A 16,988-nucleotide genomic window follows, 5' to 3' on the forward strand; every position below is an offset into this window, starting at 1 on the left:
ACGGCGCCCTGCAGAGCACCGGGAGGATCCCCGCACGCCTTCGGTCCACCCCTGGTACCGGCTGGCTGCCGGGGTCGGGCTGTTGTCTAGGGGGTGGGGGATCCTCCCGTGCCCGCTCTCGTGGGGTGGACCGACCTCCGCGAACAGCGTCGGACAGGTGCTGGCACCTCACCCTCCGACACGGCCACTCGGACGTCGGTTCACCGGCCACGTTCTGCATGAGCGGTGGGCCTACCCTCACGAAGGCGACAGGCCCCTGTCAACCGGGCGCTGACCTGCGGAGACGTCCGTTCTCGCAGGTCAGCGGCCCCCCGCCGTTCACCGGGGATTCGCCGGATTCCCGCATCGTGGAGACCCTCCGTCCCTCGACGCGGGACGCCCGTGACGGGCGGTGCGGGTGGGACGAGTGTGACGTGGCGCACTCCTCCGATCGGGAGCCGCCGAGATGCTCAGCGCCGCTGCGCGCCCACCAGCCGCAGGGCCAGGTCGGCATGAGCGTCGGCGAGCTCGTCGAGGGAGAGGGCGCCGTCGACGCGGTACCAGTGGGCCACCCCGGTGCACATCTCGAGCAGCGCACGGCGCTGGAGCCCGAGGTCGACGTCGGGCACGCGCCCCGCGGCGGCGGCGTCCTCGAGGCACCGGCGCCAGACGTCCTCGTAGCGATCGCGCAGGGCGACGACCTCGCGCCGCGCCGACTCCCCCAGCACCCCGATCTGGTCGTCGACGACCCGGGTCTCGCGCGGCCGCTCGGCGTGCTCGCGCACGTGCATCCGCACCAGCGCGGCCAGCCGCTCGAGGGGATCCGGGATCTCGCCCAGGCGCACGGCCAGGCCGACCAGTCGCTCGAGGCCCTCGCGCATGAGGGCGACGAGCAGCTCCTCCTTGGTGCCCATGTAGTGGTAGAGCGTGGCCGACGAGACGCCCGCGTGCTCGGCGAGCTGGCGGATGCCGGTGCCGTGATAGCCGCGCTCGGCGAACAGGTCGAGCGCCGCCTCACGTACGCGCTCGGCCGTCGGGCCGGGCGCGACGACGGGCGCGGCCTGCTCGGTGCCCATCGGTGCCCCCTGGTGCTGATAGCGTCCCGATCGATCGATCGATCGATCGACACCGTAGCCGATCCCGCCACCCCGAGGAGCGCACCCGTGAGCGTCGAGTACGTGAGCGACGGCGTCGTCGCCACCATCCACCTCAACCGCCCCGAGCGGCTCAACGCCGTCGACGCCGCGCTGCCCGCGGAGCTCGCCGCCTCGCTGCGGCGCGCCACCGCGGAGGGCGTGCGGGCCGTCGTGCTCGCCGGCCGTGGCCGGGCGTTCTGCGCCGGCCACGACCTCAAGGAGCCGCCCGCGGTCGAGACGGTCGAGCAGACGCGCACCCGCCTGGAGGACATCCAGGACGTCACCCGGCTCATCCGCCGCTTCCCCGGTGTCGTCGTCGCCGCCGTGCACGGCTACGCCCTGGGCGCCGGCGCGGAGTTCGCGCTGTGCTGCGACGTCGTCATCGCCGGCGAGGACGCCGCATTCGGCTTCCCCGAGGTGGGCGTCGGGCTCTCGGTCACGGGCGGCATCTCCGTGCTGCTGCCGGCGCTCGTCGGCTGGGCCCGCGCCAAGGAGCTGCTCCTGCTCGGCGAGCGGGTGTCGGGACCGGAGGCGGCGGCGATGGGCCTGGTGGCTCGATGCGTGCCCGCCGGCACCCACGAGGAGGCCGCCCTCGACGTCGCCCGGCGGATCGCCGAGCGCCCCGCCACCTCGGTCTCGCTGGCCAAGCAGGTGCTCGACCAGGGCCTCGGCGCGGACCTCGAGACCGCGATGGGCCGCGAGGTCGAGCACGCCGTGCTCACCTCGGTCTCCGGCGAGGGCGCCGCACCGCGCGAGGAGTTCGTCCGTGGCTGAGCAGACCCTGGTCGGGCTCCTCGACGCCGCAGCCGAGCGTCACCCCGAGCGGCCGCTGTGGACCATCGACCTGCCCGACTCCCTCACCGAGCTCTCCTACGGCGCCACCGCCGAGCGCACCCGCGACCTCGCCGGCGCACTCGCCGCGCAGGGGGTCGTGCCCGGCGACCGGGTCGGCGTCATGCTCGGCAACAGCGCCGAGATGCTGCTGACGTGGTTCGCGCTGCAGCGGCTGGGCGCGGCGATGGTGCCGCTCAACGTCCGGTACCGGGCCGAGGACGCGCGCCACGTGCTCGCCGACGCCGAGGCGCGCCTGGTCGTCGCGTGGGAGGAGCACCGACCGCTGCTCGCGCCGCTGGCCACCGTGATGACCCCCGCCGAGCTCGACGCCGGCCCACGCGGCTGGTGGAGGCCGGCCGACGAGCCGGGCCGCACCGTCAGCGTCCAGTACACCTCCGGCACCACCGGCCGCCCCAAGGGCTGCGTGCTCTCCCACCGCTACTGGACCACGCTCGCCGGCTCCCTGGTCGACGGATTCCCGCATCTGGGCCCCGACGACGTCCTGCTCACCGCGCAGCCGTTCCACTACGTCGACCCGCAGTGGAACGCGGTGGCCGCGCTGATGGCCGGCGGCCGGATGGTCGGCCTCGACGGCTTCCACCCCTCGACGTTCTGGGCCAAGGCGCGCGAGCACGGCGCCACCTACGTCTACTGCCTGGCCGCCATGCCGACCCTGCTGCTGCGGATGCCGCCCGACCCGCGCGACCGCGAGCATCGGGTGCGCGTCGTCCAGTGCTCGGCGATCCCGCCGGCGCTGCACGCCGACCTCGAGGCCCGCTGGGGCGTCCCGTGGTTCGAGGCGTTCGGCATGACCGAGACGGGCGCCGACCTGCGCGTCACGCCCGAGGAGCACGACGAGCTCGTCGGCACCGGCTGCCTGGGCCGTCCCGCCGCCCACCGCGAGGCACGTCTCGACGACGCCGGCCAGCTGTGGCTGCGCGGTCCGGGGATGATGGACGGCTACCGCGGCCTGCCCTCGCCCTTCGACGCCGACGGCTGGTTCCCCACCGGCGACCTCGCGCGACGCGACGACGCCGGCCGGCTCTACCTCACCGGCCGCCTCAAGGACATGATCCGGCGCGCCGGGGAGAACATCGCGGCCCAGGAGGTCGAGGAGGTGCTGCTCACCCATCCCGGCGTGCGGCTGGCCGCCGTCATCGGCGTGCCCGACGAGATCCGCGGCGAGGAGGTCATGGCGCTGCTGGTGGCACCCGGCGTCACGCCCGAGGAGCTCACGACGTGGTGCGCGGAGCGGCTGGCGCCCTTCAAGGTGCCCTCCCGCTGGGAGCTGCGCGAGAGCCTCCCGCTCACCGCCTCCCAGCGGGTCGAGAAGGGCACGCTGTGCGCCGAGATCGCCGCCCGCACGAGCGCGGAGCAGCGCGCATGAGGGCCGACCTGCTGCTCACCAACGGGCGCATCCGCACCCTCGGCGGGCCCGCGCACGAGCAGGTCGCCCGCAGCCTGGCGATCTGGCAGGGGCGAGTCCTCGCCGTCGACGAGGAGATCGACGCGCACGAGGTCGTCGACCTCGAGGGCGCCGTCGTGACGCCCGGCTTCCACGACGCCCACAACCACATGGCGTGGTTCGGACTCACGCTCGAGGAGATCGACCTGCGGGTCGCCTCGCTCGACGACCTCTACGCCGCCGTGGCCGAGCGCGCGGCCCGGACGCCGGGCGAGGCCTGGATCGTCGGCGCGGGCTACGACGAGAACAAGATCGGCGGGCACCCCACCCGTGACGGCCTCGAGCGCGTGGCGCCCGGACGTCGCGTCTGGCTGCGGCACACCTCGGGGCACATGTGCGTCGTCAGCGACGCCGTGCTCGGCGACCTCGACCTGCGCGAGCGCCCGCGCGAGGTCGTCGGCGGACGCGTGAGCGTCGACGCCGACGGCCGGCCGAACGGGCTGCTCGAGGAGCAGGCCCAGCAGCTGCTCTCCCCGCTGGTGCTCCCCTACCCGCTCGACACCCTCGTCGACGCCATCGAGCGCGCGGGTGCGGTCTACCTCTCCCAGGGCCTGACGTCGGTCGTCGAGGCCGGCATCGGCGGCGGCTGGATCGGCAAGAGCCCGGTCGAGGTGCTCGCCTACCAGCGGGCGCGCGACCAGGGCCGCCTGCCGGTGCGCGTCGAGCTCATGGTGGCCGCCGACGCCCTGCACCCGATCGCCGGCCACGCCGACGACGACCTCGGCCTGGGCCTGGACCTCGGGCTGCGCACCGGCCTGGGCGACGATCGACTGCGCATCGGCCCGGTCAAGGTCTTCTCCGACGGCTCGCTCATCGGCCACACCTGCGCGATGACCGAGGACTTCGCCGACACCCCGGGCGAGTCCGGCTACCTGCAGGACGACGCGGAGGCGCTGCGCGCGCGGATCCTCGGCGCCCACCGCTCGGGCTGGCGGGTGGCCACGCACGCCATCGGCGACGCCGCGATCGACCTCGTGCTCGACGTCTACGAGGAGGCCCAGCGCCGCTGGCCCCGGCCCGACGCCCGCCACCGCATCGAGCACTTCGGCGTCGCCCGACCCGATCAGGTCGCGCGGTGCGCCGCGCTCGGCGTCGTGCCGGTGCCGCAGGGCCGCTTCATCGGCGAGATCGGCGAGGGCATGCTCCGCGCCCTCGGCCCCGAGCGCAGCGGCTGGGCCTACCGGGGCCGCAGCCTGCTCGACGCCGGCTGCATCCTGCCCGGCAGCTCCGACCGGCCCGTCGTCGACGGCGCCCCGCTGCGCGGCATGCACGACCTGGTCAACCGGCGCACCGACGCCGGCAGCCCGGTCGGCCCCGAGGAGGCGATCAGCGGCCTGGAGGCGCTGGTGGCCTACACCCTCGGCTCGGCCCTCGCCTCCCATCAGGAGCACGAGCGCGGCACGCTGACGCCCGGGCGCCTGGCCGACCTCGTCGTGCTCTCCGACGACCCCGCCACCTGCGCCCCCGAGCGCATCGCCGACATCGAGGTGCGGGCGACGTACCTCGGAGGAGAGGAGGTGTGGCGCGCATGAGTCGACCGCTCGCCACCGTCGCATGGACCGACCTCGACGAGCCCGCCCGCGCTCGCGTGCGGGAGATCTACGGCGCCTCGTTCCCCGAGGAGCTGACGGCGCCGTTCGAGGACCTCCTCGTCGATCGGATGCTCGGCCTGGTCTCGCCGGAGGAGGGCGTCGTCGGCCTGGCCCTCGTCCGGGACCTCGGCAGCGGCGACGCCGACACCGGCTGGACGTTCCTGCGGTACTTCGCCGCCGGCCCGCGCGGCCGCGGCGTCGGGTCCGCGATGCTGGCCGCCCTCGCCGTCACGCTCCGCGGCGAGGGACGCAGCGTCCTGCTCTGGGACGTCGAGGATCCCGACGAGCCGGGCATCGACGAGGAGTCGGTCGCCGAGCACCGTCGTCGCATCGCCTTCTACCAGCGCGGAGGCGGGCTCCTGCTCGACGTGCCGCACTGGCGTCCGCCCCACGAGGACGGCCACGAGCCGCACCTGCGTCTGATGGCGCTCCCCCTCGGCGAGCAGCCCCTCCCCGGGCTCGACGATCTCGTGCGTGGCGTGCTGCTGCACCGCTACGGCTGCGACGCCCACCATCAGGCGACCGTCAGGACGCTGGAGTCCCTGCCGCGGCAGAAGCCGTAAATCGTCCGGCCAGATGGTCAGGAGTCCGTAAGTCTTGCGTTACCCTGCTCACATGAGCATCGAGACCTCCATCGCCCGCCTGGTCGAGGACGAGACCGGGCAGCCCTACCCCTACCGCCGCGTCGAGCTGGTCGAGCCCGACTGGACCCGCTTCCCCGGCTGGCGCGACGTCACCGCCGCGGAGTGGGAGTCCGCGCAGTGGCAGCGCTCGCACTGCGTCAAGAGCGTCGCGCAGCTGCGCGAGGTGCTCGGCGACCTCGTCGACGACCGGTTCTACGAGGACCTCCAGCGCGACCAGGCCGAGCGGGCGACGATGTCGATGCTCGTGCCGCCGCAGATGCTCAACACGATGGCCCCGCACGCCGTGCCCGGCGGCGCCGGCTCGCTCACCGAGGCGTTCTACGCCGACCCGGTGCGCCACTACATGATCCCGGTGCTCTCCGACCGTCGCACCGACTGGGCCTCCCACCCCTACGCCACGCGCGACTCCCTCCACGAGCACGACATGTGGGCCACCGAGGGCCTCACGCACCGCTACCCCACCAAGGTGCTCGCCGAGCTGCTGCCGACCTGCCCGCAGTACTGCGGCCACTGCACCCGCATGGACCTCGTCGGCAACTCCACGCCGACGGTGGAGAAGCTGAAGTTCCTCGCCAAGCCGAACGACCGGCTCGGCGACATGCTCGACTACCTGCGGCGCACCCCGCAGGTGCGCGACGTCGTGGTCTCCGGCGGCGACGTCGCGAACATGCCGTGGCCGCGTCTCGAGGCGTTCCTGACCTCCCTGCTGGAGATCGAGAACATCCGCGACATCCGCCTGGCCACCAAGGCGCTCATCGGCCTGCCCCAGCACTGGCTCCAGCCCGAGGTCGTCGACGGCGTCGCCCGCGTGGCCACCCTGGCGCGCAGCCGCGGGGTCTCGCTGGCGATGCACACCCACGCCAACCACGCCGCGTCGATCACCCCGATCGTCGCGAAGGCCGCGGGCACCATGCTCGACGCCGGCCTGCGCGACGTGCGCAACCAGGGCGTCATCCTCAACGGCGTCAACGCCGACCCGCACGCCCTGCTCGACCTGTGCTTCCGCCTGCTCGACGGCGCCCGGATCATGCCCTACTACTTCTACCTCTGCGACATGATCCCCTTCGCCGAGCACTGGCGGATCTCGGTGGCCGAGGCCCAGCGCCTGCAGCACCACATCATGGGCTACCTGCCCGGCTTCGCGACGCCGCGCATCGTGTGCGACGTCCCGTTCGTGGGCAAGCGCTGGGTGCACCAGCTCGCCGGCTACGACCACGAGCGCGGCATCACCTCGTGGACGAAGAACTACCGCACCTCGATCGAGGCCGACGACGCCGAGGCCCTGAGCCGCTCCTACCACTACTACGACCCGATCCACACCCTGCCCGAGGTCGGTCGGGCCTGGTGGGCCGAGCAGCACGGCGACGCCGAGGTCACCCTCGACGCCCGCGCGGCCGCCGAGGCCTCGCGTCGCACCGCTGCGCTGCAGGCCTACTGAGGCACCGGGCCGAGAGCCACACCCTGCCTCGGCGGCGGTCCTCCCTGATCGTCGTCGAGCACCACGGCCGGCACCGTCCCGCCCCGTCGGGGCGACCCGCCCCCCTGGGTCACCCGGCGGTCAGCGGGCCGGTGACCGGTCGGTTCTCGTAGTAGGTGGAGAGCACGATCGTCGTGCGCGTGGAGACGTTGGCCGCCGAGCGGATGCGAGCGAGGAGCTGCTCGAGGTCCTGCGGCGTGCTGGTGCGGACCTTGAGGACGTAGGACTCCTCCCCCGCCACCGACCAGCACGACTCGATCTCGGGGATGCCCTCGAGACGGTCGGGACAGTCGTCCGGGGCCGAGGGGTCGATCGGCCGGATCGCGATGAACGCCGTCAGCGGCATGCCGACGTCGGCGTGGTTGATCGTGGCGCCGTAGCCGAGGATCAGGCCGCGCTGCTCGAGGCGCTTGACCCGCTGGTGCACCGCCGAGGTCGAGAGGCCCGTCGCGCGTCCGAGGTCGGTGTAGGACATCCGTCCGTCGGTGGCCAGCAGCTGGAGGATCCGACGATCCGTGGTCTCGACCTCGCTCACCGGCGACACAGTAGTGGCTGCGCACCCCGCTCGCGGCCGGACGACGGCACGCGGGACCGACGTCCCGGTCTGGTTGACTGCGGCCATGCCCGCCGCGCCGCGCCTGATGCTCCTCGACACCGCCTCGCTCTACTTTCGGGCCTTCTTCGGCGTGCCGCCGATCGAGGCGCCCGACGGGACGCCGGTCAACGCGGTGCGCGGTCTGCTGGAGTTCATCGCCCGGCTGGCCGGGGAGTACCGCCCCACGCACCTGGCCTGCTGCTGGGACGACGACTGGCGTCCGCAGTGGCGCGTCGACCTCGTGCCGACCTACAAGGCGCACCGCGTCGTCGAGGAGCAGCCCACCGCCCCCGACGTCGAGGAGGTGCCCGACCCGCTGGCGGTGCAGGTGCCGCTGATCCGGGAGGTGCTCGAGGCGCTCGGCATCGCCGTCATCGGGGCCCCCGAGGCCGAGGCCGACGACGTCATCGGCACCCTGGCCACGGGCGCCGGCATGCCCGTCGACGTCGTCACCGGCGACCGCGATCTCTTCCAGCTCGTCGACGACACCGCCCAGGTGCGGGTGCTCTACACCGCGAAGGGCGTGGGGCGTCACGAGCGGGTCGACGAGGCCTGGGTGCTGGAGAAGTACGGCGTGCGCGCCTCGCAGTACGCCGACTTCGCCACGATGCGCGGCGACACCTCCGACGGCCTGCCCGGCGTGCCCGGTGTCGGCGAGAAGACCGCGGCGACCCTGCTGCAGCGCTATGACGACCTCGCCGGCATCCGCGCCGCCGCACTCGACGACTCCTCGGCGCTCACCCCCGCCCAGCGACGCCGACTGCTGGAGGCCTCGGACTACCTCGACGTCGCGCCCACCGTCGTCGCGGTGCGGCGCGACCTCGCCGTCCCGCGCGACGTCCTCGCGCTGCCGGCCGCCCCCCGCGATCCGGTGGCCGTCGAGGCGCTCGCCGAGCACCTCAACGCCGCCTCGCCGCTGCAGCGCGTCGTCGACGTGCTGGCCGAGCTGGGCGACCCGACTCTCGGGTGAGACGCCTCCACAGCCGCGCTGCGTAGCGTCGGGGTCATGGCACGCATCGCGATCGTCGGGGGCCACGGCAACGTGGCCCGTCAGCTCCATCCCCTGCTCCTCGCCGCCGGGCACACCCCGGTCGCGCTGGTGCGCAAGGCCGAGCAGCAGGAGGCCCTCGAGGCGCAGGGCGTGGAGGTGCGGCGCATCGACCTCGAGCAGGCTGACGCCGCCGAGTACGCCGACGCCATCGCGGGCGCCGACGCAGTGGTCTTCGCCGCGGGCGGAGGGGCCGACGGGGACATCGAGCGCAAGCGCACGGTCGACCTCGAGGCGTCCTTGAAGTCGCAGACCGCCGCGGCCGCCGCCGGCGTGCGCCGCTTCGTGCAGGTCTCCGCCATCAGCGTCGACGAGCCGCTCGGCGACGACGTCGAGCCGGTGTGGCGGGCCTACGTCGAGGCCAAGCGCGACGCGGACGCCGCCCTGCGCCAGACCGACCTCGACTGGACGATCCTCCGCCCCGGCGGCCTCACCGACGACCCCGCCACCGACGCCGTCGAGCTGGCCGACAAGGTCGAGCGCGGGAGCATCTCGCGTGGGGACGTGGCCGCGGCGATCGTCGCCGTGCTCGACGAGCCGCGGTCGGTCGGGCACCAGTGGGAGCTCGTCGGCGGGTCGCTCAGCATCGCCGACGCCGTGCAGAAGGCGCTGGACTGAGCAGCCGACCGCCTACCCGAACAGCGACCGACCGGCCTCGAGGCCCCGCACCTCGACGGCCGGTCGTGCCGTTCGCAGCGTGTTCCACCGGGCCACGGCGAGCCGGAGCCGGTCCGAGACGAGCATCTCGTCCCCCCGACGGTCGCGGGAGATGCCGTCAGGCTCATAGCCCAGACGCCGCGAGACGCCCTGCGAGCGCATGTTGTCGGGGAAGACCTCGGTGGTGGCGTCAGTGGCGCCGAGGTGGTCGAAGGCCAGCGCCAGCAGCGCGACGCGGGCGAGAGCGCCGAGGCCCCGACCCTGGTGCTCGACGCCGGTCCACGACGACGTCGAGACCTCGCGCAGCACCGCGAAGTTCCGCGCGCGCAGCGTCACCATGCCGACGGCCGTGCCGGCGTCGACGACCGCGAGCCCGAGCCGCCAGTCCGACGGCTCCCAGGTGCCGAGACGCCACCAGTGCCCGCCCAGCACCTCCCGTGCCCGCTCCTGCGGGGTGCCCTCCGCCCACGGCGTGAGGAACGGGCGCTCGTCGGGCGCGTGGACGCCGCGGGCGGCGACGTCGGCCAGCGCCGCCAGCTCCTCCTCGCGGGGCAGCCGGAGGACGACGTCGCCCACACGCAGTTCGAGGTCGAAGAGGGGCCAGTGGTCCGAGAGGGTCACCGGGCCAGCCTTCCGCACGACCGCGCTGCCAGCCACCCGATTCCCTGCCAGGGCTCTGGGGTGCTGGGCGTGCTCAGGCGTGCTCGGCGCAGCAGGGCGTCGGAGCGGGCACCTCGAAGGGCACCAGCAGACCGCCGCTGGCCGGGCGCACGCGCAGCACCAGCCGTCCGCCCTCGACCACCGGCCGCACGAAGGAGCGGGTCTCCGTGGCGGCCGGGGTGGACGAAGACGGTGCCGTGCTCGGCGGCCGGGATGTTCCACTCCGGGCCCTGGAAGACGAGGATGCGGTCCTCCAGCCGCTCGCGGGCCGCGCGGATGTCGGGGTTGACCTTCTCGACGCCGATCTTGGCGTGGGTGACGCTGCCGTGGTCGGTGATGACCATCCAGTCCAGGCCGTACGCCTCGGCGTGCTGCACGTGGTCGATGACGCGGTACATGGCGTCGGGGCTGTACTGCGTGTGGATGTGGTGGTCGCCGGCCAACCACCGCAGGCGGCGCGGAGGCCAACAGTCGGCGAACGAGCCCTCAGTCGGCCAGGGCGGAGTAGGCCACGACGCCGCGACGCATCCGCCGCACCACCTCGCGCGCCGTGGTGCGCAGGGCGGTGTCGCCCGCGGCGTCGGCGATCTGACCCGCGAGGTCGAGCAGCTGCTTCATCCAGCGCACGAAGTCGCCCGCGGCCAGCTCGACCTCGCCGAGCACGTCGTCGAGGTCGTCGCCCTCGCACCAGCGGTAGGCCACCCAGGCGAACCCGAGGTCGGGCGGCCGGAGGAAGTCGAGGCGGTGGTCCTTCTCCAGCGCGTCGAGCTGGCCCCACAGCCGCACCATGCCGCTGATGGCCTCCTGGGTGGGGCCGCCCGGCACGCGCGGGGCGACGGTGTCGTCGGCCCTTCGCGCGGAGTAGACGAGGGTGGAGAGCGCGGCGGCCAGCGCCGAGGGCGAGAGGTCGTCCCAGAGGCCCTCGCGCATCGACTCCGCGGCCAGGAGGTCGAGCTCGGAGTAGATGCGGCGCAGGCGCGCCCCGCGCTCGGTGACCTGGTCGCCCTCGAGGTAGCCGAGGGCGGTCAGCACGTCGCAGACGCGGTCGAAGAGCCGCGCGACGGTGTTCGTGCGCTGCTCGACGCGGCGGCGCAGCGTCTCGGCGTCCCGGTGCAGCTTGAACCAGCGCTCGGCCCAGCGCGCGTGGTCCTCGCGGTCGGGGCAGTCGTGGCAGGGATGACGCCGCATCTGGTCGCGCAGGTCGCGGACCTCGGCCTCCCACTCGCTGGGCTGGGCCGACGCGGAGCGGCGCTGCGCCGAGGGTGGGCCGAGCTCGAGCGTGCGCTGGCGCAGCTGGGCGGCGAGGTCGCGTCGGGCCTGCGGGTTGCGCCCGTCGAAGCGCTTGGGGATCCGCAGGCGCGCGACGGCCTCCACCGGCGTCGGGAAGTCGATCATCGCCAGGCGTCGCGCCTGCCGCTCGAGGGTGACGACGTAGGGCCGCGGGCCCTCGGGCGACCAGCCGGGATCGACGACGACGGCGTACCCGGCGAACTTGCCGGTGGGCACGACGATGACGTCGCCCGCCTTGAGCCGGCCCAGTGACTCGACCGCCTCGGAGCGCTGGTCGGCGCGGCGCGCGCGGCTGGCGCCCTTCTCGACGTCGCTGATCCGCCGCCGGATGCCGGCGTACTCCATGAAGTCGCCGCGATCGCAGGCGGCGGCCTCGGCGTAGCCGTCGAGCGCCTCCTCGGCCTTGCGCAGCTGACGGGCCAGCCCGACGACCGCCTTGTCGGCCTGGAACTGGGCGAAGGACTGCTCGAGCAGCTCGCGGGCGCGCTCGCGGCCGAACTGGTGCACCAGGTTGACGGCCATGTTGTACGACGGCCGGAACGACGAGCGCAGCGGATAGGTGCGGGTGGAGGCCAGGCCCGCGAGCTCGCGCGGGTTCATGCCGGCCTGCCACAGCACGACGCCGTGGCCCTCGGTGTCGAGGCCGCGCCGGCCGGCGCGGCCGACGAGCTGGGTGTACTCCCCCGGCGTGATGTCGGCGTGGTTCTCGCCGTTCCACTTCGTGAGCTTCTCGATCACGACGGTGCGCGCGGGCATGTTGATGCCCAGGGCGAGGGTCTCGGTGGCGAAGACCGCCTTGCACAGCCCGCGCAGGAACAGCTCCTCCACGACCTCCTTGAACACCGGCAGCATGCCGGCGTGGTGGGCGCCGACGCCGCGGGAGAGGCCGTCGAGGAAGTCGTGGTAGCCCAGGACGTGCAGGTCCTCCGAGGGCAGGTGGCGGCAGGACTCCTCGACGAAGGCGATGATCTCGTCGCGCTCCTCCGGCGTCGTCAGCCGCACGCCGGCGCCGAGGCACTGGGTGACCGCGGCGTCGCAGGCCACCCGGCTGAAGATGAAGACGATGGCCGGCAGGAGGCCGTCGCGCTGGAGCCGGTCGATCATGTCGGGACGGCTGGGCATCCACACGCGTCGTCCGTTGCCGACCTGCTTGCCGCCCTGGCGTCCGCCCGGGCCTCCCTTGCCGCGCGGGGTGCGGCGGTCGCGCATGCGGCTGGAGGCCCAGTCGTCCCGAGCGACCTTGAGCAGCTCCTCGTTGACCGGGGCGCCCTCCTTGACGAAGCCCGCCGAGGCGTCGACGTCGGAGGAGGCGAAGAGGTCGAGCATGCGGCGGCCCACCAGCACGTGCTGGTAGAGCGGCACCGGACGCCGCTCCTCGACGATCGTGGTGGTGTCGCCGCGCACGGTGGCCAGCCACTCGCCGAACTCCTCGGCGTTGGACACCGTGGCCGACAGCGAGATCACCGAGACCGACTCGGGGAGGTGGATGATGACCTCCTCCCAGACCGCGCCGCGAGAGCGGTCGGCGAGATAGTGCACCTCGTCCATGACGACGTAGCCGAGCCCGAGAAGCGTGCGCGAGCCCGCGTAGAGCATGTTGCGCAGGACCTCGGTGGTCATCACGACGATGGGCGCCTCGCCGTTGACGACGTTGTCGCCGGTGAGCAGGCCGACCTTCTCAGGGCCGTAGCGGCGCACGAGGTCGGCGTACTTCTGGTTCGAGAGCGCCTTGATCGGCGTGGTGTAGAAGGCCTTGCGGCCCTCGGCCAGCGCGAGGTGGATCGCGAACTCGCCGACGATGGTCTTGCCGGAGCCGGTGGGCGCGGCCACGAGCACCCCGCGGCCGGCCTCGATGGCCTCGCAGGCCTGCTCCTGGAACGGGTCGAGCGGGAAGTCGTGCATCGCGCGGAAGTCGCGCAGCACCGGGTTGCCCTGGGTGCGGCGGAACTCCGCGTAGCGCTGCGCGGGGGTGAGCTCCTCGGTCATCGTCGTCCTTCCGTGGCCGACAGGCGCCACTGGACCGACCAGCGGCGCGGGGAGGCGCCGACGGCGCGGGCCAGCCGCGCGACGGCGTCCATGGTGGTGCCGGCGTCGACGGTGCAGCCGGGCACCGCGAGCGCCAGGCGGGCGGGGTCGAGCGGGCTGGTCAGCAGGCTGACCTCGCCGGAGCGCCAGGCCAGGTGCACCTGCTGGCGCACCGCCTCCGGCGCGACCGGGCGGGGATAGGCCTCGTCGACGGCGAGGAGGTCGCAGGCGACGGGCGCGCCGTCCCCGACCAGCTCGCCGGTGAGCACGTGGGAGCCGGCGGTGCCGACGCAGCCGCGCCACAGCACCTCGTGCGTGCCGAGCCACTCCGGCAGCTCGAACGGGTCGACGTCGCCCCAGGCCTCACCCGGCGCCTGGGACGAGGTCACAGCTCCGAGGCCTCGTCGGGTGAGAGTCCGGCGTTGGGTCGGCGCCCAGCCTTGCGCTTGTCGTTGAACCGCGCGATGAACTCCGAGACGAAGTACAGCAGCACCATCGGCACCGCCATGAAGGTCATCGTGAACGGGTCGGTGGACGGCGTGGCGGCGGCGGCGAAGACGAAGATGCCGACGATGATCCAGGGCCGGTGACGCCCCAGGGACTTCCCGCTGACGATGCCGGCCAGGTTGAGCAGCACCACGAAGACCGGGATCTCGAAGGCCAGGCCGAAGACCAGCAGCGTGCGGGTGAAGAACTGCAGGTACTCGTTGAACTCCACCAGGTTGGTGATGCCCGGCGGGTTGAAGCCGATCAGCACCTCCAGGCCCTTGGGCAGCGTGACGTAGCCGAAGACCAGGCCGATGGCGAACAGCGGCGTGGAGATGCCGACGAAGATGCGGCTCCAGCGCTTCTCGTGGCTGTGCAGTCCGGGCATGATGAACGCCCAGATCTGGTAGAGCCAGAGCGGAGAGGTGCCGATCACGGCCGCGAAGCCGCAGAGCTTCAGGTAGAGCATGAGGCCGCCGCCGGCGCCGTTGGTCGTGGCCTCGGTGGTGCCGGCCGGCAGCTTGGCGGCCGCCTGCTCGTACGGGCCGTAGACGAGGTCGTAGAGCTGGTCGAAGAAGAACAGCGCCACGATCAGGCCCACGAGGAGCACGAGCGCGACCTTCATGACGCGCGCACGCAGCTCGCGCAGGTGGTCGGAGAGCGCCATGCGGCCGTCGGCGCCGACCGGATGCACCGGTCGGCCCCGGAACAGGCCGACGACGCCGGAGATCATCGCCACGGTGTCTCAGGCGGGGTCGGAGGCGGCGGGGCCGCGCTCAGGCGTGGTTCTGGTCGGTGTGGTTCTGCGTCTCCGAGGCGGGGGTGTTCTCGGTGCCCGGCAGCTCGCTGGTGGGCGTGGCGGCCTTGGAGTCGTCGGTCTCGCGCAGGCTCTTGGTCTCGGCCTTGAAGATGCGCAGGGCCTGACCCGAGCTGCGCGCGAGGTCGGGCAGCTTCGCAGCGCCGAAGACCAGCACGACGATGGCCAGGATGACCAGCCACTCGGCGCCCTGCGGCATCGCGATCAGGGGAATGCTCATGGGATGTGCTCCAGTCGTCATCGGTGGTTCCTGCGGACCGTTGCCTAGCCTACGCCGCCGGCGGTCGTCAGGCGTCGTAGAGCCGCGAAGCCGACTCTACGGCGCGGCGGTGATCGGCCCCGAGGTCGGGGGGATCCACGACGCGGGCGTGGGGGGTGAGCCGCAGCAGCAGTCGGGTGAGCCAGGCGGGGTCGGCCACGGGCAGCACGACCTCGAGGGCGCCCTCCTCGAGCTCGCGCACCGACTCGACCGGGTAGTAGTCGACGACCCAGCGGGCGGCCGGCGCGAGGTGCAGGGTGACCGGCGTGGTGCTCTGCGGGCGGGCGAAGAGCCCCTCGCCGAGGTCGCGCGGCGGCTCGGGCTCGCGGAGCACCGGCAGGTCGGTGACCTCGGCGGACTCGATGCGGTCGAGTCGGAAGAGGCGGGGCGCGTCGGCGGCGTGGCACCAGGCGTCGAGGTAGCGGTGGCCACCGGCTCCCACGACCCCCCGCGGGTCGACCACGCGCTCGGTGACCTCGTCGCGGGCCGGCACGAAGTAGGCCAGCCGCACCTGACGGCGCTGCTCCACCGCGGCGGCGAGCCGCTCGGCGAGCACGTCGGCCGCGCGGTCGTCCTCGACGACCGCGCCCGGCTCGACGAGGACGGCGTCGGCGCCCTCCTCGACCGCGGCGTCGATCTTGGCCAGCGTGCGGTCGACGATCTCGCGGGTCTCGGCGTCCGAGCCGTTGCGCAGCGCCCGCAGCGCCACCACGACGGCGCTGGCCTCGGTGGGGGTCAGCCGCAGCGGACGGGCGAGGTACTCGGCGTTCGAGATGCGGATGACGCCGTCGGCGTCGGGGCCCTCGAGGGCGTCGAGGTCGACGTCGATGAGGTCGTCGGGGTAGCCGCCGGGCAGGCCGCACATGAGGAGGACCTTGAGGTCGCGCAGCAGCTGGCGCGGAGCGACGCCGAGGTCGGTGGCGGCCTCGTCGAGGTGCACGGCGCCCCGGGCGTGCAGGTAGGGCACCAGGGCCAGGAGGCGGGCGAGCTGCTCCTTGGACGCGGCGGGGCGGGGCGCCTGCTGCTGGCTCATGCGGGGCTCCCCTCGAGCGCGGCCCGCAGCCGGGCGCGGACCTGGTCGCGCACCGGCGCGGGCTCCTCGACGACGACGTCGGGGCCGTGGGCGAGGACCTCGTCGACCAGGCCCAGGGTGCTGCGCTGGAGCACCAGGCGCTCCCAGTCGGCCCGCCCGTCGGGGCCGAGGACGCCGACGGCGACCGGCTCGGCGCCCGCCCGCAGGCTGTGGCAGGTGCCTGGACGCACCAGGAGCACCGCGCGGTCCGGGGTCGGGGCCGGGGCGAGACGCCGGGCGAGGGCGCGGACGTCGGTGCCCTCGGGCACCTGGAAGGCGCGGCCGGGTCCGACGGCGCGGGCCTCGCCGATCACGCGGGAGAGGCGGAAGACCCGCTCCTCGCCGCGGTCCACGTCGTGGCCCACGACGTACCAGCGCCCGCCTTGGCGCACGACGCCCCAGGGCTGGAGACGGCGGCTCGAGGTGGCGCCGGCCCCGCCGCGGCGGTAGTCGAAGACCACCTCGCGACGGTCCTGCACGGCGTCCCAGAAGACGTCGAAGGACGGCTCGTCGGCGCTCAGGCGCGGCTCGGCGATGTCGAGCGCCCCGAGGTCGACCTCGACGCCGGCCGCCGTCAGCTTGCGGACGGCCTCGCCGGTGGCCTCCGCGAGCTTGGCGTGCTGCCAGACCCGCGCGGCCAGGCCGACGACCGCGGCCTCGTCGGCCTCGAGCGCGATCGGCGGCAGGGCGAAGCGGTCGGGCCGGATGCGGTAGCCCGGCTCGTCGTCGAAGAGCGGGTCGAGCTGGCCGACCTCGATCGGGACGCCGAGCGAGCGCAGCTCGTCCTTGTCCCGGTCGAACATCCGGTCGAAGGCCTCGTCGGAGGCATCGGGGTAGAGGATCGCGCGGATCCGCGACTTCGGGACGAGATGCCGCTGGACGAGCAGCATGATGAGCAGGTTGAGCAGTCGCTCGGTCTTGCGTGCGCTCATCGGACCGCTCCCCCGGCGCC

Annotated in this window: 17 protein-coding genes; 7 read left to right on the forward strand and 10 right to left on the reverse strand. The window is 73.7% G+C overall.

The features are described 5' to 3' along the window. Positions 1–449 precede the first annotated feature (449 nt). Complete coding sequence (locus ACZDWJ_RS04675) at positions 450–1,055, reverse strand: TetR/AcrR family transcriptional regulator (protein WP_463519753.1); 606 nt, start codon at positions 1,053–1,055, stop codon at positions 450–452. Positions 1,056–1,142: 87 nt separating this feature from the next. On the opposite strand from ACZDWJ_RS04675, the gene ACZDWJ_RS04680 reads away from it, so the two are divergent. From ACZDWJ_RS04680 to ACZDWJ_RS04700, 5 genes are read left to right on the forward strand one after another with little or no spacing between them, the layout of a single operon-like run. Next, the gene (locus ACZDWJ_RS04680) at positions 1,143–1,889 is read left to right on the forward strand and encodes an enoyl-CoA hydratase/isomerase family protein (RefSeq protein ID WP_463519754.1); all 747 of its coding nucleotides are present in this window, start codon (positions 1,143–1,145) and stop codon (positions 1,887–1,889) included. Beyond that, a complete protein-coding gene (locus ACZDWJ_RS04685) occupies positions 1,882–3,336 on the forward strand; it encodes an AMP-binding protein (protein ID WP_463519755.1) in 1,455 nt (484 codons plus the stop codon). The genes ACZDWJ_RS04680 and ACZDWJ_RS04685 overlap by 8 nt, the downstream gene beginning before the upstream one ends. Beyond that, positions 3,333–4,946 carry an amidohydrolase gene (locus tag ACZDWJ_RS04690; RefSeq protein WP_463519756.1) on the forward strand — a complete coding sequence of 538 codons (1,614 nt, stop codon included), beginning with the start codon at positions 3,333–3,335 and terminating at the stop codon, positions 4,944–4,946. Before ACZDWJ_RS04685 ends, ACZDWJ_RS04690 begins: the two co-directional genes overlap by 4 nt. Next, positions 4,943–5,569: a GNAT family N-acetyltransferase gene (locus ACZDWJ_RS04695; RefSeq protein WP_463519757.1), complete on the forward strand. Its 627-nt coding sequence runs from the start codon at positions 4,943–4,945 to the stop codon at positions 5,567–5,569. The genes ACZDWJ_RS04690 and ACZDWJ_RS04695 overlap by 4 nt, the downstream gene beginning before the upstream one ends. Positions 5,570–5,621: 52 nt before the next feature. Continuing rightward, the gene (locus ACZDWJ_RS04700; protein ID WP_463519758.1) at positions 5,622–7,088 is read left to right on the forward strand and encodes a KamA family radical SAM protein; all 1,467 of its coding nucleotides are present in this window, start codon (positions 5,622–5,624) and stop codon (positions 7,086–7,088) included. A gap of 109 nt (positions 7,089–7,197) precedes the next feature. Here the strand turns inward: ACZDWJ_RS04700 and ACZDWJ_RS04705 are convergent, their stop codons facing one another. Next, the gene (locus tag ACZDWJ_RS04705) at positions 7,198–7,662 is read right to left on the reverse strand and encodes an Lrp/AsnC family transcriptional regulator (protein WP_463519759.1); all 465 of its coding nucleotides are present in this window, start codon (positions 7,660–7,662) and stop codon (positions 7,198–7,200) included. Between the two features lie 85 nt (positions 7,663–7,747). Here ACZDWJ_RS04705 and ACZDWJ_RS04710 point away from each other — a divergent pair, with 85 nt between their 5' ends. Both ACZDWJ_RS04710 and ACZDWJ_RS04715 read left to right on the forward strand, forming a co-directional pair. Beyond that, the gene (locus ACZDWJ_RS04710) at positions 7,748–8,692 is read left to right on the forward strand and encodes a 5'-3' exonuclease (RefSeq protein ID WP_463519760.1); all 945 of its coding nucleotides are present in this window, start codon (positions 7,748–7,750) and stop codon (positions 8,690–8,692) included. 36 nt (positions 8,693–8,728) lie between these two features. Continuing rightward, positions 8,729–9,388: an SDR family oxidoreductase gene (locus ACZDWJ_RS04715; protein WP_463519761.1), complete on the forward strand. Its 660-nt coding sequence runs from the start codon at positions 8,729–8,731 to the stop codon at positions 9,386–9,388. Between the two features lie 12 nt (positions 9,389–9,400). Here ACZDWJ_RS04715 and ACZDWJ_RS04720 read toward each other — a convergent pair whose 3' ends face one another. The 8 genes from ACZDWJ_RS04720 to ACZDWJ_RS04755 all read right to left on the reverse strand — a co-directional run bounded on the left by ACZDWJ_RS04720 (position 9,401) and on the right by ACZDWJ_RS04755 (position 16,968). Continuing rightward, entirely contained in the window at positions 9,401–10,048 is a 648-nt protein-coding gene (locus tag ACZDWJ_RS04720; RefSeq protein ID WP_463519762.1) for a GNAT family N-acetyltransferase, read from the reverse strand. Further along, positions 10,045–10,530 (reverse strand): PHP domain-containing protein, encoded by a 486-nt coding sequence (locus tag ACZDWJ_RS04725; RefSeq protein ID WP_463519763.1) that lies wholly within the window; start codon positions 10,528–10,530, stop codon positions 10,045–10,047. The genes ACZDWJ_RS04720 and ACZDWJ_RS04725 overlap by 4 nt, the downstream gene beginning before the upstream one ends. A 43-nt stretch (positions 10,531–10,573) precedes the next feature. Continuing rightward, positions 10,574–13,363, reverse strand: a complete 2,790-nt coding sequence (locus tag ACZDWJ_RS04730) for a DEAD/DEAH box helicase (protein ID WP_463519764.1) — start codon at positions 13,361–13,363, stop codon at positions 10,574–10,576. Continuing rightward, positions 13,360–13,791 (reverse strand): hypothetical protein, encoded by a 432-nt coding sequence (locus ACZDWJ_RS04735; RefSeq protein WP_463519765.1) that lies wholly within the window; start codon positions 13,789–13,791, stop codon positions 13,360–13,362. Before ACZDWJ_RS04735 ends, ACZDWJ_RS04730 begins: the two co-directional genes overlap by 4 nt. After that, entirely contained in the window at positions 13,788–14,621 is an 834-nt protein-coding gene (gene tatC, locus ACZDWJ_RS04740) for a twin-arginine translocase subunit TatC (RefSeq protein ID WP_463519819.1), read from the reverse strand. The genes ACZDWJ_RS04735 and tatC overlap by 4 nt, the downstream gene beginning before the upstream one ends. 43 nt (positions 14,622–14,664) lie before the next feature. Beyond that, on the reverse strand, positions 14,665–14,925 hold the full coding sequence (gene tatA / locus ACZDWJ_RS04745) for a twin-arginine translocase TatA/TatE family subunit (RefSeq protein ID WP_463519766.1): 261 nt from the start codon (positions 14,923–14,925) through the stop codon (positions 14,665–14,667). A 67-nt stretch (positions 14,926–14,992) separates the two neighbouring features. After that, positions 14,993–15,997, reverse strand: coding sequence for a helix-turn-helix transcriptional regulator (locus ACZDWJ_RS04750; protein ID WP_463519767.1), 1,005 nt, complete (start codon positions 15,995–15,997; stop codon positions 14,993–14,995). Beyond that, positions 15,994–16,968, reverse strand: a complete 975-nt coding sequence (locus tag ACZDWJ_RS04755; protein WP_463519768.1) for a helix-turn-helix transcriptional regulator — start codon at positions 16,966–16,968, stop codon at positions 15,994–15,996. The genes ACZDWJ_RS04750 and ACZDWJ_RS04755 overlap by 4 nt, the downstream gene beginning before the upstream one ends. Between the last annotated feature and the right edge of the window lie 20 nt (positions 16,969–16,988).

Source organism: Nocardioides sp. B129/18 (assembly GCF_055282735.1).

Bases quoted from the DNA above. Each gene is read 5' to 3' on its own strand.
- ACZDWJ_RS04675 (WP_463519753.1), bottom strand. From the start codon at position 1,055: ATGGGCACCGAGCAGGCCGCGCCCGTCGTCGCGCCCGGCCCGACGGCC.
- ACZDWJ_RS04690 (WP_463519756.1), top strand. From the start codon at position 3,333: ATGAGGGCCGACCTGCTGCTCACCAACGGGCGCATCCGCACCCTCGGC.
- ACZDWJ_RS04695 (WP_463519757.1), top strand. From the start codon at position 4,943: ATGAGTCGACCGCTCGCCACCGTCGCATGGACCGACCTCGACGAGCCC.
- ACZDWJ_RS04700 (WP_463519758.1), top strand. From the start codon at position 5,622: ATGAGCATCGAGACCTCCATCGCCCGCCTGGTCGAGGACGAGACCGGG.
- ACZDWJ_RS04710 (WP_463519760.1), top strand. From the start codon at position 7,748: ATGCCCGCCGCGCCGCGCCTGATGCTCCTCGACACCGCCTCGCTCTAC.
- ACZDWJ_RS04715 (WP_463519761.1), top strand. From the start codon at position 8,729: ATGGCACGCATCGCGATCGTCGGGGGCCACGGCAACGTGGCCCGTCAG.
- ACZDWJ_RS04730 (WP_463519764.1), bottom strand. From the start codon at position 13,363: ATGACCGAGGAGCTCACCCCCGCGCAGCGCTACGCGGAGTTCCGCCGC.
- tatC (WP_463519819.1), bottom strand. From the start codon at position 14,621: ATGATCTCCGGCGTCGTCGGCCTGTTCCGGGGCCGACCGGTGCATCCG.
- tatA (WP_463519766.1), bottom strand. From the start codon at position 14,925: ATGAGCATTCCCCTGATCGCGATGCCGCAGGGCGCCGAGTGGCTGGTC.
- ACZDWJ_RS04750 (WP_463519767.1), bottom strand. From the start codon at position 15,997: ATGAGCCAGCAGCAGGCGCCCCGCCCCGCCGCGTCCAAGGAGCAGCTC.
- ACZDWJ_RS04755 (WP_463519768.1), bottom strand. From the start codon at position 16,968: ATGAGCGCACGCAAGACCGAGCGACTGCTCAACCTGCTCATCATGCTG.